General features: G+C 48.8%; 13 protein-coding genes. 10 read left to right on the top strand and 3 right to left on the bottom strand.

Features of this window, described 5'->3' with window-relative positions; translation table 11 throughout:
- Nucleotides 1–6 precede the first annotated feature (6 nt).
- The 7 genes from DC345_RS11280 to DC345_RS11250 all read left to right on the top strand — a co-directional run bounded on the left by DC345_RS11280 (nucleotide 7) and on the right by DC345_RS11250 (nucleotide 9,846).
- Entirely contained in the window at nucleotides 7–888 is an 882-nt protein-coding gene (locus DC345_RS11280) for a carbohydrate ABC transporter permease (protein ID WP_113053165.1), read from the top strand.
- Nucleotides 889–943: 55 nt separating this feature from the next.
- Complete coding sequence (locus DC345_RS11275) at nucleotides 944–2,539, top strand: extracellular solute-binding protein (protein WP_113053164.1); 1,596 nt, start codon at nucleotides 944–946, stop codon at nucleotides 2,537–2,539.
- Nucleotides 2,540–2,571: 32 nt separating this feature from the next.
- Complete coding sequence (locus DC345_RS11270) at nucleotides 2,572–3,555, top strand: LacI family DNA-binding transcriptional regulator (protein ID WP_181586561.1); 984 nt, start codon at nucleotides 2,572–2,574, stop codon at nucleotides 3,553–3,555.
- 44 nt (nucleotides 3,556–3,599) lie between these two features.
- Entirely contained in the window at nucleotides 3,600–4,712 is a 1,113-nt protein-coding gene (locus tag DC345_RS11265) for a glycoside hydrolase family 88/105 protein (protein ID WP_113053162.1), read from the top strand.
- Nucleotides 4,709–5,803, top strand: coding sequence for a pectinesterase family protein (locus DC345_RS11260; RefSeq protein WP_113053161.1), 1,095 nt, complete (start codon nucleotides 4,709–4,711; stop codon nucleotides 5,801–5,803). Before DC345_RS11265 ends, DC345_RS11260 begins: the two co-directional genes overlap by 4 nt.
- A gap of 371 nt (nucleotides 5,804–6,174) precedes the next feature.
- The gene (locus tag DC345_RS11255) at nucleotides 6,175–7,746 is read left to right on the top strand and encodes a chitinase (RefSeq protein ID WP_258530619.1); all 1,572 of its coding nucleotides are present in this window, start codon (nucleotides 6,175–6,177) and stop codon (nucleotides 7,744–7,746) included.
- Nucleotides 7,747–9,846, top strand: a complete 2,100-nt coding sequence (locus DC345_RS11250; protein WP_113053159.1) for a glycosyl hydrolase family 18 protein — start codon at nucleotides 7,747–7,749, stop codon at nucleotides 9,844–9,846.
- Between the two features lie 251 nt (nucleotides 9,847–10,097).
- Here DC345_RS11250 and DC345_RS11240 read toward each other — a convergent pair whose 3' ends face one another.
- Entirely contained in the window at nucleotides 10,098–10,943 is an 846-nt protein-coding gene (locus DC345_RS11240; protein ID WP_113053157.1) for an aldo/keto reductase, read from the bottom strand.
- A gap of 200 nt (nucleotides 10,944–11,143) precedes the next feature.
- Entirely contained in the window at nucleotides 11,144–12,343 is a 1,200-nt protein-coding gene (locus DC345_RS11235; RefSeq protein ID WP_113053156.1) for an MFS transporter, read from the bottom strand.
- Between the two features lie 163 nt (nucleotides 12,344–12,506).
- Between DC345_RS11235 and DC345_RS11230 the strand changes: the two genes are divergently transcribed.
- The 3 genes from DC345_RS11230 (at nucleotide 12,507) to DC345_RS11220 (ending at nucleotide 14,137) form a co-directional block, all read left to right on the top strand.
- Nucleotides 12,507–12,902 carry a winged helix-turn-helix transcriptional regulator gene (locus tag DC345_RS11230; protein WP_053782581.1) on the top strand — a complete coding sequence of 132 codons (396 nt, stop codon included), beginning with the start codon at nucleotides 12,507–12,509 and terminating at the stop codon, nucleotides 12,900–12,902.
- Entirely contained in the window at nucleotides 12,899–13,576 is a 678-nt protein-coding gene (locus DC345_RS11225) for a TIGR00266 family protein (protein WP_113053155.1), read from the top strand. The genes DC345_RS11230 and DC345_RS11225 overlap by 4 nt, the downstream gene beginning before the upstream one ends.
- 99 nt (nucleotides 13,577–13,675) lie before the next feature.
- Nucleotides 13,676–14,137, top strand: coding sequence for a MarR family winged helix-turn-helix transcriptional regulator (locus tag DC345_RS11220; RefSeq protein WP_113053154.1), 462 nt, complete (start codon nucleotides 13,676–13,678; stop codon nucleotides 14,135–14,137).
- A gap of 95 nt (nucleotides 14,138–14,232) precedes the next feature.
- Here DC345_RS11220 and DC345_RS11215 read toward each other — a convergent pair whose 3' ends face one another.
- Nucleotides 14,233–15,207 (bottom strand): aldo/keto reductase, encoded by a 975-nt coding sequence (locus DC345_RS11215; RefSeq protein WP_113053153.1) that lies wholly within the window; start codon nucleotides 15,205–15,207, stop codon nucleotides 14,233–14,235.
- Nucleotides 15,208–15,275: the final 68 nt, after the last annotated feature.

The following is a 15,275-nucleotide window of genomic DNA, read 5'->3' as shown; positions in this document are numbered from 1 at the left end:
ACCTGTATGCAAAAATCAAGAAGTGACCGGTTATTCTATGGATTTGTCTACCTGCTGACCATATTGGCAGTCGTCGTTACGCTGTATCCTTTTCTGTACGTGATCAGCATTTCATTCAGTTCAGTTGATGCGATCGACAAACAAAAGGTTGCGTTGTGGCCGGTAGGATTCACCTTGTCCGGGTACCAGATGGTGCTGCAATACCGGGAGTTATGGGTGTCCTTCTATAACACCCTCTGGTACACCGTTATAGGTACTCTGATGAATATTCTAGCTACCTGCCTCGCTGCATTTCCGTTATCCAGACAGCAATTTTTCCTGCGCAGAAAGCTGAACTTTTTCATCGCCTTCACCATGTATTTCTCGGGTGGACTCATTCCGGTCTACATGCTGATTACGTCACTGGGGCTATATAACACCCGCTGGGTGATGGTGCTTCCTGTGCTGGTCATTACATTTAATGTCATGATTTGCCGCTCGGCCTTCGAGGGTATTCCAAATGAAATCTTCGAAAGTGCAAGCATAGACGGGGCCAATGAACTAACGATGCTGTATCGCCTGGCGATACCCATTATCAAGCCAACGCTTGCCGTGCTGACGTTATATTACGCCGTATTCCACTGGAACAACTTTTTCTCAGCCCTGCTATATCTGGGCAAACAAGATATGCAGCCCTTGCAAATGTTCCTGCGGAGGGTGCTGATCATGGCATCACCGGAGGTCATGCAAAAAATGGGTGGTACGATGACCACGGGCGCGCTTGCGGTATCCACTCTTCAGGTTCGGTATGTGTCGATTGTGGTCAGCATCCTGCCAATCGTTACGATTTACCCTTTTATCCAGCGGTACTTCGTCAAAGGGATTACCCTCGGAGCCGTGAAAGGATAGCCTTATTGATCACCATGCATCACCCAAGGTTGTTCATAACAAGGAGGAATAACGGATGATAATCAGAGGGGCAGGAAGAAAAAGTGTGCTCGCGGTGATTCTTGCTATCAGTCTCGCCGGATGCAGCAGCAGTACAGGAGCGGGGGGAGATAAGGGAACTGCCTCACCGAGCTCGGAGCCAACGTTCAACTACACAGGAGCAGGTCCGGTAACCGACCAGAAAGATGCCAAGCTATCGATTCTCGGGACCAACGCATGGACGACCAACGTGGATCTCTCTACTGCCGAGATTGTGAAGAAAATTGAAAGTAATGCCGGGGTAACAGTCGATTGGGATCTCATTCCGCCGCAGAATTACGCGGATGCGGTGAATCCAAGGCTTGCGGCCGGAACGGGATTGCCGGATATCGTCTATCTGCCGGATCAGGATCAGCTCATGAAATACATTAACAGTGGTCTGTTTATTCCGCTGAATGATCTGGTGGAGAAGTATGGTGTGAATCTCAAAAAAATATACGACGAATCCCCATCCGTCAAAGCCAGTTTAACGACGCCAGATGGTAAAATGTATTATGTTCCGCAGCAAACGCTTACGAAAAACTACATGCCCTTGTTTATGGTGAATGAACGCTGGTTGAAGAAGCTGGGACTGAACGAACCAACGACACTGGATGAGTTCACAGCGATGCTGCGCAAATTCAAGACAGACGACCCGAACGGTAACGGCAAGGCGGATGAAATACCGTTGTCCATGGAATCCAAGTTTGTGCCGATGGCATTTGGCCCTGCTTTTGGCCTGGATCTGTCCAATCAGTTCTATGCGGATGACCAGGGTAAGGTGCATTTCAGCTATTATGAGCCTGCCTACAAGGAATATCTGTCGTACCTGAACGGGCTGTACAAAGAAGGCCTGCTCGGGGTTGACTATGCCAGTACCACAAGTGATCAGGTGACCTCTCGCATCTCGCAGGATGTAACCGGAGCCACGTTTAATTTTAGCTGGTACATGTCCATGGTCTACAGCCCGCTGTTCAAGGATTATGATCCGGCGGAGCCCATCTTCAAAGGCATTCTGCCATTGAAAGGACCGCATGGTGACCAGTTCTATATTGGACGTACACCGGTGAGCGGCATTTTTGGAATCTCCAAGGACAGCAAAAATCCGGAGCTCGCCTTCCGATTCCTGGATTACGCGGTGAGTGAAGAAGCGCAGACATATTATACGTGGGGTATCAAGGATGATACGTACACCGAAGAGAATGGCGTGAAGACGTTTACGGACAAAGGCAAGGATAACGACTACATTCAGAAGCTCGGCATTGGTCCCGTGAATCTGCCGAACATTCAGTCAACGGATTCTGCTGATTCGGTTGTGGCGGAATGGCATGCCAAGCTCGACAAGGAATTGGAGCCTTATATCCACGAGCCGTTCCCGTTTGTATACGCTCTGCCGGATGAGGCGAGTGTCGAGAGCATGTCCATGCCGGATATTACAACGTATGTGGAAGAGATGAACTTCAAATTTATAAGCGGAGATGCCAGTCTGGATCAGTTTGACAGTTATATTGAGACTTTGAAAAAAATGAACATTGAGCAGGTTATTGCCGGCAGACAGGCGCAATATGACCGGTATAAGGCTGCACAGCAATAAGTTTCCCAAGGGTTGAGAGGTGTTGATTGATTTTGATAACCATTAAGGACATTGCCAAACTGGCGGGAGTGAGCTACAGCACGGTATCCAAGGCGCTCAACGGTGATCCCCGCATCAAACCGGCGACGCGGCAGAAGGTGCTCGCAGTTGCGGAGAAGCATCAATATCGAAAAAACATTATGGCTCAGCAGCTTTCCACCGGCAGAAGCAACATTATCGGCTTTGTTCTTGATGAACTGAGCAATCCATTGTTCTCGAATATTTCGGGCAATCTGCACGCGGAGCTGAAGAAGCGGGGATATCAGATGATTTTGGTCGTCGCGGATGATGGGCTGGATGTCTTCAGCCAGCTTCGCGTGGATGGATGTATCCTGTGGGATTATGCGCTGGACAATCGGGATGCCTTCTGGAAAAAGTTCGCGACACTCAACATGCCATGTTTTGTGCTTGGTACAGATGAGGCTCCGAACTCCCCATACATCAAGATTGACCGGAAAGAGGGCATATATAAAGCGGTTGAGCACCTAAAGTCACTGGGACATCGCCGAATTGGTTTCATTGGAAACTCCCAAAATATCAAGCTTGAAGGATATCGGGAAGCTTTGCAGCGCACAGGCCTTGATTTTGATCAACGCCATGTGCTGCCTGCACATTCCTCCTGGGAGGACGGATATTTTGCTATTCGGAATTATACGTTTGAACCCGATTCACCAACGGCGTTTATTGGTTTAAACAACCTGGTAACTCGAGGTGCATTGCGGGCTTTGCTGGAAGCAGGCTACAGTGTGCCGAATGATATTTCGTTAATCGGTTATGATGATCTGCCGGATATGCAGTATGCCGAGGTGGCGCTAACAACCATTGGCCCACCGCTGGATGAACTGGCAGCACAGGCAGCAGAGTTGATCGTATCGCTGATCCGTGATGAGCAGGTGGATTATCCGGTGATTATCCAACCGAAGCTGAATCATCGCAATTCGACAGCGATTTGTCGGCAGCGGGTGTCTGAGCATTAATGATAGGCTGAGTACAACATTCAAGGTCCAGGGAGGGTTCTTTTATGCAGGTACAGACGCAGTTATCTTGGTCGGAGCGAATAGCAGAAACGATTTTCCGGCAATGCGATGGAGAGGGCTATCATGTGTTTCCTTCGGAACGTTGGGCATATGTTCAGGGGATGACGTTAATGGCAATGTCACGCACTGGCAAGCAATACGGCAAGGACGAGTATGTTTCTTTTATGAAAAGACATATGGATCTGTATGTTCAGGAGGATGGTTCCATCGGAACGTATTCCCTGGAAGAGTACAACCTGGATCAGATCAATCAGGGCAAGAACCTGTTCGAACTGTTGGATACCACAGGGGATCAACGATACGCTGAGGCCGCTCATTTGCTCGCAGCCCAGCTCGCAGGACAACCCCGAACGTCGGAGGGCGGATTTTGGCACAAAAAAATCTATCCGTTTCAGATGTGGCTGGATGGATTGTATATGTCGTCGCCATTTCTGGCGCAATATGCTAAGACGTTCGATCGACCTGATCTGTGGGATGAAGTAGCTCATCAGATTTTGTTAATTGAACGCAAGACACGTGATCCGCGCACAGGTCTGCTCTATCATGGCTGGGATGAATCGAAGGAGCAGATCTGGGCCGACTCCGTAACTGGATGTTCCGCACACTTCTGGAGCCGGGCGATGGGATGGTATGTGATGGCGATCGTAGATAGTCTGGAGTACTTCCCGATCCATCATCCGAAACGGGGCACAATCATTGGCATCTTCGAGCGCATGTGTAATGCCTTGGTACGTGTACAGGAGCAGGAGAGCGGGCTCTGGTTCCAGGTGCTGGATCAGGGGTTCCGCAAGGGCAATTATCTGGAAGCTTCCGGTTCAAGCATGTTTGTGTATGCCATGGCGAAGGGCGTTCGCTTGCGTTATCTTGAGCCGCATTTCAGACAGGCCGCAGAGAAGGGATGGCATGGACTGACGGCCCGTTTGATGGAAGAAACGGAGGAAGGCGTGAAGCTGAACGCGATTTGTCACGGGGCAGGACTCAGTCTGGATCGGGATGGTTCATACAGTTATTATGTCGGCGAGCAGATTGTGAGTGACTCGTTCATGGGTATGGCACCGCTCCTGCTGGCCGCGCTGGAAATGGAGCGATTGCCATGAACAAACCTCTGTCACACGGGTCAGATCTGGATCTTGATCTGTTCAGGAATGGTTACCTGGTTGCTCTAGATGGAAGCGGCGATTTCCCCTCTATTCAGGCTGCTCTCGATGCAATCCCGGCCGACTGTACTGAAAAGTATACGATTCGCATCAAGCCAGGCACCTATGTTGAAAAACTGCATATCGAGAAATCGATGGTCCACCTCGTCGGTGCGGGAGCCGGTCAGACCATCATCACGTATGATGATTATGCGCTCAAGAAGTTCCCGAACGGGGAGTTGTATCATACCTTTCATTCGTACACGGCCTTTATTGGTGCAGATGATTTCACCGCTGAAGGACTTTCCTTCATCAACTCGGCTGGACCTGGTCGTGAGGTCGGTCAGGCATTGGCCGTTTACGTGGATGGGGATCGGGCAGCCTTCCGGCATTGCCGATTTATAGGTCACCAGGACACGATCTTTACCGGACCGCTGCCCGAGCAGCCGATGGACCGGAGTTTCTTCGGGGGGCCGCGTGATGGTGCAGAGCGGCGAAAGCTGCGCCAATATTATGAGGACTGTTACATTGAGGGCGATGTGGATTTTATTTTTGGCTCAGCTACTGCGGTGTTCCAGGGCTGTGAGATCTTTGCGAAGAATCGCTTGAGCGATACTGCTGCTGCTGAGGGAGAAGTGAATGGTTGGATAACGGCTGCTTCCACACCAGAGGATGCACGATATGGCTATGTGTTTATCGATTGTGACCTAACCAGCAACGCTCCCGCTCAGTCTGTATATCTAGGCAGACCGTGGCGTAATCATGCCAAAGTCTGCTTCCTGAACTGCTGGATGGGGGTGCATGTGAAGCAGGAGGGCTGGCATAATTGGAACAAGACCGATGCGGAAGCAACAGTTGTGTATGCCGAATATAACAGTGCCGGACCTGGGGCTGGAAGTGTGATGGGGAGAGTTCCGTGGGCAAAAATACTCAGTGAGCAGGAAGCGGCTGAATATGCTGTACCTATTATTTTATCTGGTGAGGATGGGTGGCAACCTTTTGAAGGTATGCTGTCATTTGAACTAGCCTCCTCGGAGTTGAAACAAACTTAGTAATACATCCGTTAATTTATAAAATGAAAATAAAAAAAGGCTGTCTATCAAGTCTCTTAATGACCTGATAGACGGCCTTTTTGCGCGGTATATTACATTTTTCGCCCCCTATAGAAATAATTTATCCCTTATCTCAATTGCATTTTACTGATTAAATACAGGGTGAGGATCTGTAAATTCCCTGTAAAATTTGGATGATGTCTGCAGAAAAAGAAAACGAGAGGGAAGGTCCATTTTGATAAGGGAAGGGAGTGAAGCGACGCTCATCGTCAGACGGCTTTATAAGCTCTAAGATCGCGGATCACATGTAAGTGCACCAGTGAAGCGTTGTTTGCAAGGTGAAAATAATCTGAATACAGGAGGGATTTTGCTTGAATCAAGCTGTTCGATTCCGCCCGGTCATTACATTCGTTTTGGCATTTCTTCTGATTATTACGTGGTTTGTACCAAGAGCAGACGCCGCTGCCCAGTGGCAGGCAGGCACCGCATACAAAAAAGGGGATCTAGTAACCTATTTAAATAAAGATTATGAATGTATTCAGCCCCATACGGCTTTGACCGGATGGGAGCCCTCAAATGTGCCTGCATTGTGGAAATACGTGGGGGAAGGTACTGGAGGGGGGACTCCGACTCCAGATACGACACCACCATCTGTTCCTGCAGGTTTAACCTCATCCTTCGTCACGGAGACATCGGTCAATCTTACCTGGAACGCATCCACAGATAATGTGGGCGTAACCGGATATGAAGTGTACCGGAACGGTACTCTCGCGGCGAACACTTCAACAACTACGGCTGTAGTAACAGGACTGACAGCTGGCACCACATATGTTTTTACTGTCAAAGCAAAAGATGCGGCAGGCAATCTGTCCGCAGCAAGCGCCTCTCTCAGCGTTACCACTTCCACCGGATCTTCGAATCCTGGGCCTAGCGGCAGCAAATGGCTGATCGGCTACTGGCACAACTTCGATAATGGCTCTACCAACATTAAACTGCGCAACGTTTCAACAGCCTATGATGTTATTAATGTCTCCTTTGCCGAGCCGATTTCACCCGGCAGCGGAACGCTCGCTTTTACTCCGTATAACGCTACGGTAGAAGAGTTCAAGTCGGACATTGCATATCTTCAAAGCCAAGGGAAGAAGGTACTGATTTCCATGGGAGGAGCCAATGGCACGATTGAGCTCACGGATGCAACCAAGAGACAACAGTTCGAGGATTCCCTAAAATCCATCATTTCGACTTACGGATTCAATGGCCTCGACATCGATCTTGAAGGAAGCTCCCTGTCTTTAAATGCAGGCGATACCGACTTCCGCAATCCAACGACTCCGAAGATCGTTAACCTGATTAACGGCGTGAAAGCGCTTAAATCGCACTTTGGTGCCAATTTTATCCTGACGGCTGCGCCGGAAACGGCTTATGTACAGGGCGGATATCTGAACTATGGTGGTCCTTGGGGGGCGTATCTTCCAGTGATTCATGCCTTGCGCAATGATCTGACCTTACTGCATGTGCAGCACTATAACACGGGTTCGATGGTGGGGCTGGATGGACGCTCTTACGCTCAAGGAACAGCCGATTTCCATGTCGCCATGGCTGAAATGCTGCTTCAAGGTTTTAACGTAGGCGGAAGCTCGGGTCCATTCTTTAGCCCTCTGCGACCGGACCAGATTGCGATTGGTGTACCAGCTTCCCAGCAGGCGGCTGGAGGTGGCTATACAGCGCCAGCCGAGCTGCAGAAGGCATTGAACTATCTGATCAAAGGAGTATCATACGGCGGTTCCTATACCTTGCGCCAGCCTGCGGGCTATGCCGGTCTCAAAGGCATTATGACCTGGTCAATCAACTGGGACGCGTATACGAATAACCAGTTCTCGAACGCACATCGTCCATTCCTGAATGGACTTAGCACGCAAAAGACAGAGGAGGTTGTGTATTAAATGATAAATTTAAATAAACGCACTGCTTTTAAGAAGACTGCAAAGTTTTTCCTTGGTCTGTCCCTGCTCTTATCCGTCATCGTTCCTTCCTTTGCGCTCCAACCTGCTACGGCCGAAGCGGCAGATTCTTATAAAATTGTTGGGTACTACCCGTCCTGGGCTGCGTACGGGAGAAACTATAATGTAGCCGATATCGACCCGACCAAAGTGACACATATCAACTATGCTTTTGCAGATATTTGCTGGAACGGCATTCATGGAAATCCGGATCCTTCGGGCCCCAATCCTGTAACCTGGACCTGTCAGAATGAAAAAAGCCAAACGATCAATGTACCGAACGGAACAATCGTGCTCGGCGATCCATGGATCGATACGGGCAAGACATTTGCAGGGGATACGTGGGATCAACCCATTGCAGGCAATATCAATCAGCTGAACAAGCTGAAACAAACCAATCCTAACCTGAAGACTATTATCTCCGTTGGAGGATGGACGTGGTCCAACCGCTTCTCCGATGTAGCCGCGACTGCTGCAACTCGAGAGGTCTTTGCAAACTCTGCTGTCGATTTCCTGCGAAAGTATAATTTTGACGGGGTAGATCTGGACTGGGAGTACCCGGTATCAGGCGGACTCGATGGTAATAGCAAACGTCCTGAAGATAAGCAAAACTACACATTGCTCCTGAGCAAAATTCGTGAAAAATTGGATGCAGCGGGAGCTGTGGACGGCAAGAAGTATCTGCTTACGATTGCAAGCGGTGCGTCTGCGACCTATGCAGCCAATACGGAGCTTGCAAAAATTGCTGCCATCGTGGACTGGATTAACATTATGACATACGATTTTAACGGCGCATGGCAAAAGATCAGCGCACATAATGCGCCATTGAACTATGATCCTGCGGCTTCAGCTGCTGGCGTGCCAGATGCCAATACATTTAATGTGGCAGCCGGAGCACAAGGGCATCTGGATGCAGGCGTACCGGCCGCTAAACTCGTGCTTGGTGTTCCATTCTACGGTCGTGGCTGGGATGGATGCGCACAGGCAGGCAACGGACAGTATCAGACGTGTTCAGGTGGTTCTTCCGTTGGAACATGGGAAGCAGGCTCCTTCGACTTCTATGATCTAGAGGCCAATTACATCAACAAAAACGGATACACGCGTTACTGGAATGACACGGCTAAAGTGCCATATCTCTATAATGCGTCCAACAAGCGCTTTATCAGTTATGACGATGCGGAGTCCGTTGGTTACAAAACGGCTTATATCAAGAGCAAAGGGCTCGGCGGAGCGATGTTCTGGGAGCTCAGCGGTGACCGTAACAAAACACTTCAAAACAAACTGAAAGCCGATCTGCCTACCGGGGGTACAGTGCCTCCAGTAGATACGACGGCACCAAGCGTACCCGGGAATGCCCGCTCGACAGGCGTGACAGCAAACTCGGTGACACTGGCCTGGAATGCATCAACGGATAATGTAGGCGTTACCGGTTATAACGTCTATAATGGCGCTAATCTTGCGACATCCGTCACCGGAACGACTGCAACAATTAGTGGACTTACAGCGGGGACTTCATATACCTTCACGGTAAAAGCAAAAGATGCGGCAGGTAATCTGTCTGCAGCCAGTAATGCTGTAACCGTAAGCACAACGGCTCAGCCGGGAGGCGATACGCAAGCGCCAACTGCACCAACGAACCTTGCATCGACTGCTCAAACCACATCCAGCATAACGCTGAGCTGGACGGCATCCACTGACAATGTGGGTGTAACGGCTTATGATGTGTACAACGGAACATCACTGGCAACAACGGTAACCGGTACGACGGCAACAATCAGCGGGCTTACGGCGGATACCTCGTATACATTTACGATAAAAGCAAAGGATGCGGCAGGCAACGTGTCTGCAGCGAGCAACGCGGTAAGTGTGAAGACAGCCGCCGAAACGACGAATCCTGGTGTATCCGCATGGCAGGTCAACACAGCTTATACTGCGGGACAACTGGTCACATATAGCGGCAAGACGTATAAATGTTTGCAGCCCCATACCTCCTTGGCAGGGTGGGAACCATCCAACGTTCCTGCCTTGTGGCAGCTTCAATAGTTAAAAATTTAATTACAACATTTTTAATTGAAGCGTGCAGTGTTGGCGAGATTAGTTTAGTGGAAAGAGAATATGACACATGGATTTTTTCTCGGCGCTAAAACAGAAGAAAATAAGAAAAGGGAAGACCAAAAACCACCGGATCTTGATCCGGCGGTTTTTGGCAATTGCATGTTAAAGCAGGCTCCAAAAAGGATTTGCCCTTCTAAATTTCATCTAGAAATTTACACCTACATAATTTCAATCTTCAATTAGAAATCAAAGTTGTCAGGATCAGGTCCAACGCGAACATCTTCGTTCAGAGCGCTAATACGCTCCATCTCATCATTGGACAATTCAAAGTCGAAGATGGAAGAGTTCTCGACGATACGTTTTTCCTTCGTAGACTTCGGAATGGTGATGACACCGTTCTGCAAGTCCCAGCGCAGGATGACTTGTGCTACCGATTTACCTTTCGCAGTGGCAATCTCGGTCAGAACCGGATTATCCAGAAGTTGACCCTGCATCAACGGGGACCAAGCCTCCAATTGAATTCCGTTTTTCTCACAGAATGCTTTGAGCGGAGCTTGAGTCAGACGAGGGTGGTACTCCACCTGATTAATTGCTGGCTTCACTTCAGCATCCTGCAACAGATCTTCAAGGTGATGAATCTGGAAGTTGCTGACGCCAATGGCTTTAATTCGACCTGCTTTGTACAGCTCCTCCATCGCTTTCCATGCGCCTTTATATTTGCCTGCTTTTGGCCAGTGAATCAGATACAGGTCCAGATATTCCAGTCCCAGTTTGTTCAGCGTGACATCAAAAGCAGCAAGAGTTTCCTCGTATCCGAGGTCTGCATTCCACACTTTGGACGTAATGAACAGTTCTTCACGTTTCAGATTATTCTCTTTCAATGCCTCGGCAATGGCTAGTCCTACACCGGATTCGTTGCCATAGATAGCGGCTGTATCAATGCTGCGGTAACCGTGAGCAATCGCTTGTTTGACGGCCTCGATTAATTCAGATCCTTCTTCTACCTGAAATACACCAAGTCCGAACCAAGGCATATGAACGCCGTTATTTAAAGCTACTGTAGATTGTAAATGTTGTGCTGTCATGTGAAGTCCTCCTCATATTATGAATCAAAATGGTAGTAACGATGTGAAACGATAACTCCTGATATCCTTCATTAAGTCATAGTAGATTAAATTCGAATTAACGTATTATACTAGATTAAAATAAAGGGCGAAACCGGTTCCGAGTTGTAACTTTAACGCTGGAAAGACGCATGTTTTGGCTGATTTCTGACGGTCCTGTCTTACATCTCAGAAGGAGAATAGGGATCTTTACGATCAAGCACTCTTGCCCAGCCAGTCAGAAGAACAGCGGCAAGAACCATAATTGCACCAACCCATGTGGTATGAATTAGACCGATGGAGTCCGTGATTACACCGCCCAAATATGCCCCGATTGCGATACCTGCGTTAAAGGCTGCGATGTTGAAGGCGGAGGCGACGTCTTTGGCTTGTGGAGCATATCGTTCTGCGAGTGTCACGACGTACATCTGAAGCCCTGGCACATTCATGAAGGCAAGCAGACCCATGCCGAGTATGGTGAGTAATGCTGCCAGCTTAAATGGAACGGTGAAATACAGTATGCCCAGAATGACGGTCTGAATGATAAACATATAGAAGAGTGCTCGGAGTGGATTGCGGTTGGCGGCTTTCCCTCCAATAATATTACCGATAGCAATGGCGATCCCGTACAGCAGCAGAATTCCCGCGACCGTTTTCTCGGAATACCCGCTGATATCATGCAATAGTGGGGACAGGTAAGTGAATACCACAAACGTTCCCCCATATCCCACAGCGGTAATGGCAAAAGCCAGCAGCAACCGTCCGCCTGTCACCAGCTTCAGTTGTTCTCGGAATGCAGTTCGCGTTCCACGTTGCAACGTGGATGGGACGAGAAGCATGTTGCCAATGAAGGCCACAACACCTACGACAACGATAAGAATGAAAGCTGCGCGCCAGCCCCAGTTTTGACCGATGAGTGTACCCAGCGGTACACCGGTTACGGTAGCAATGGTCAAGCCAGAGAACATGATGGCAATGGCGCTCGCCCGGCGATTTGCAGGAACCAGGTCTGCCGCAATGGTGGAACCAATGGACATGAATACGCCGTGTGCCAGAGCGGAGACAATTCGAGCAATGAGCAGCATGGTAATTCCACTCGAGAGCGCCGCCATGGTGTTACCAGCGATAAAAACAACCATAATGGCAAGCAGCAGCGTCTTGCGTGACACCGTTGACGTTAATGAGGTCAGAATTGGTGCCCCGAAGGTTACGCCTAATGCATATAAAGTAACGGTCAGTCCCGCTGTCGTTACGGAAATGCCCAGGTCATCTGCAATAAGGGGCAGCAGTCCAACGCTGATAAATTCAGTGGTGCCGATGGCAAAAGCACTGATTGCCAGCGCCAGCAGTGCCCAGGTACTGCGTTTTGAATCTTGTAGCATGTCTTATTCAACTCCCCAGAATGTAGATTTGCGTACCGGCAAATGCTATTATGAGTTATTCGACATAAAATGAATAGTACGTACTTTTTAGTACCCTACGTACTTTTTAGTGCCTATATAGCAATTGCTTTTCGAAAAAAGAATTCCAGGGAGGACATGCAGCATGATCAGAAAGAAGTATAATATTTCAGTTGAAGCGACGCTTGAGGTCATTGGCGGCAAGTGGAAGTGCGTCATTCTCTGCCATCTGACACACGGGAAGAAACGGACCAGTGATCTTAAGCGTATTATGCCCGCAATTACGCAGAAAATGTTAACGCAGCAGCTGAGAGAGCTTGAAGATGACGGGATCGTGAACCGCATTGTGTACAATCAGGTACCTCCCAAGGTGGAGTATGAACTGAGTGACTATGGGCGAAGTTTGGAACCGATTCTGAATGCGCTATGTAACTGGGGAGATCAACATATTATTAAGGAATACGGAGACAAATCTTCCGTGTTGGAGGATAATGGGTTAAATGATTTTAACACCGACAACAAGGAGCTGATGAAGCCATGAACTATGAAATTCTATATGATGGTGCATTTGCTATGCTTAAAGTGCAATTGCAACGGGGAGAACGGTTCAAGGCAGAAAGCGGGGCCATGGTATCCATGACACCAACTGTTGACTTGAAGGGATCGGCTGAAGGCGGTATGTTTGCCGGATTCGGACGTATGATCAGTGGCGAGAAATTCTTTTTTCAGGAATTGACGGCTACAGGCGGATCTGCGGAAATTCTGTTGTCACCCTCCAGCATGGGGGATGTGGAGGCGATTGAGCTGGATGGTTCCTATTCACTCTACGTACAGAAAGATGGATTTCTGGCCGGAACCGAAGGCATCCAGGTGAATACCAAAATGCAAAACTTGAAGAAAGGTCTCTTCTCGGGAGAGGGTTTCTTTATTATAGAGATCAGTGGGCGAGGAACCGTGTTCCTATCATCCTATGGTGCTATCCATGCGATCAATCTGGCTGCGGGTGAAGAAGTAATCGTAGATAATGCCCATTTGGTGGCATGGCCCAATTATATGGATTATCGTATTGAGAAAGCATCACAAGGCTGGTTATCCAGCGTGACCAGTGGAGAAGGGCTAGTATGCCGATTTCGGGGTGAAGGGACAGTCCTGATTCAGAGTCGTAATCCGCATGGATTTGGCCAATGGGTCAAGCAATTTATTCCTTCGCGTTAATGTTTTCCGCTGAAAATGTACTACGTTGAAACACATGCGTTCCGACAAACGTTATAAGAAAAGATGAAGCTCAAGGTGTAATGATGGAGGTATATTGAGATGGAAAGCTCACGATATAAAAATGCTCAGGAAAGTCCGGGTTATCTGCTATGGCAGGTTACTACGATGTGGCAAAAGGAAATACGCAGGGTGCTCGAGCCTTTGGAATTAACACAACCCCAATTTGTATTATTACATGCCTGTGTGTGGCTCAATGAACGCGACAACGAGGGTAAAGGAGTAACTCAGGTCCAGCTTGCGCAATTTGCCAATGTGGATGTTAACGTTACTTCTCAAGTTCTCCGTGCTCTTGAAAAGAGAGAGTTGATAACTCGCAAGCGTCATCTTACCGATACCCGTGCGAATATTATTACAACAACGCCGGAAGGAACCCGCTTGGCGCTTGAAGGTATTCATCTTGTTGAAGCTGCGGACAAGGTGTTCTTTGATGTGTTAAGTGATCGTAAGGACGAATACATGGAAATCATGCAGGAATTTATTCGATATAAAACAGATGTTTAATGCATAGAAAGAATTTTTCTATGGTTTATTAGACTACAATGTGTAGTGAAGTTGTACCTCCCGGGCTTTTTAGCCGGGAGGTTTTTTGTGTTGATTCAATCAATCCGATAAGTCGCAAATGGCTTACCATAGCGGAAAGAGTCGCTGAGTTGGTCGAGCTCGGAAATCATATCATTGGTTAGTTTCATGTCCACGCTAGCCAGATTATGCTCCAGCTGTTCGGTGCTCGTTGCACCAACGATAACCGTCGAAACAGCAGGGCGTGCCAACAGCCAGGCGAGCGACAGGACACTTGGGGAGCAGCCATACGCCGATGCCTTTTCACTGACTTGCTCACCTAATTTAATATTATGTTCCAACAAGAAACGATTGAAGGCCGGATCAGTATCCGCTCTGGAACCGGAAGGCACGCCAGCTTCGCCATTGTATTTACCTGTTAGAATGCCGCCAGCCAGCGGGAAATATGGAATGATGCCGACGCCTTGGTCAAGGCACAGCGGTACAAGTTCAAGCTCAGGTGTGCGATCAGCCAGCGAGTAGCTGGTTTGGGTCGAGATATAACGTACATATCCTTTTAGCTCGCTGGTACCCAGAGCTTTCATCAGCTCCCAGGCTACATAGTTGGAAGCTCCGATATAGCGGACTTTGCCGGAAGTGACCATATCGTCCAATGTGCGCAGTGTCTCATCCAGTGGTGTGTGCGGATCAAAGGTATGGATCTGATACAGATCCACATAGTCCGTTTGCAGACGCCGCAGGCTATGTTCAAGCTCTTGCTGCAAATGATAGCGGGATGAACCGCGCCCATTGGGACCCTCGTGCCGGGGGAGACCGGCTTTGGTAGCAAGCACAGCGTTTTCACGTCTGCCTGCCAGGGCTTGTCCGATAATCCGCTCCGATTCCGTTCCGGCGTAGATGTTGGCGGTATCGATAAAATTGATTCCTTGATCCAGTGCCGCATGAATAATGCGGATAGAAGTTGGGTCATCCGCCCGTTTACCAAAGGCATTGGTGCCCAGTCCAAGTGAGGAAACGCGCAGACCGCTATTCCCCAAACGTCGATATTCCATCGTTCATCGCTCCTTCTGTGTCATTTCTTGTATAGCAGATTATAACGTAATCTATTGAAAACGTGTTA

It is taken from the genome of Paenibacillus taichungensis (genome assembly GCF_003287275.1).
GTDB lineage: Bacteria > Bacillota > Bacilli > Paenibacillales > Paenibacillaceae > Paenibacillus > Paenibacillus taichungensis_A.
Note: the sequence above shows the minus strand (reverse complement) of the source record. Positions and strands in the feature narration are given on the sequence as shown.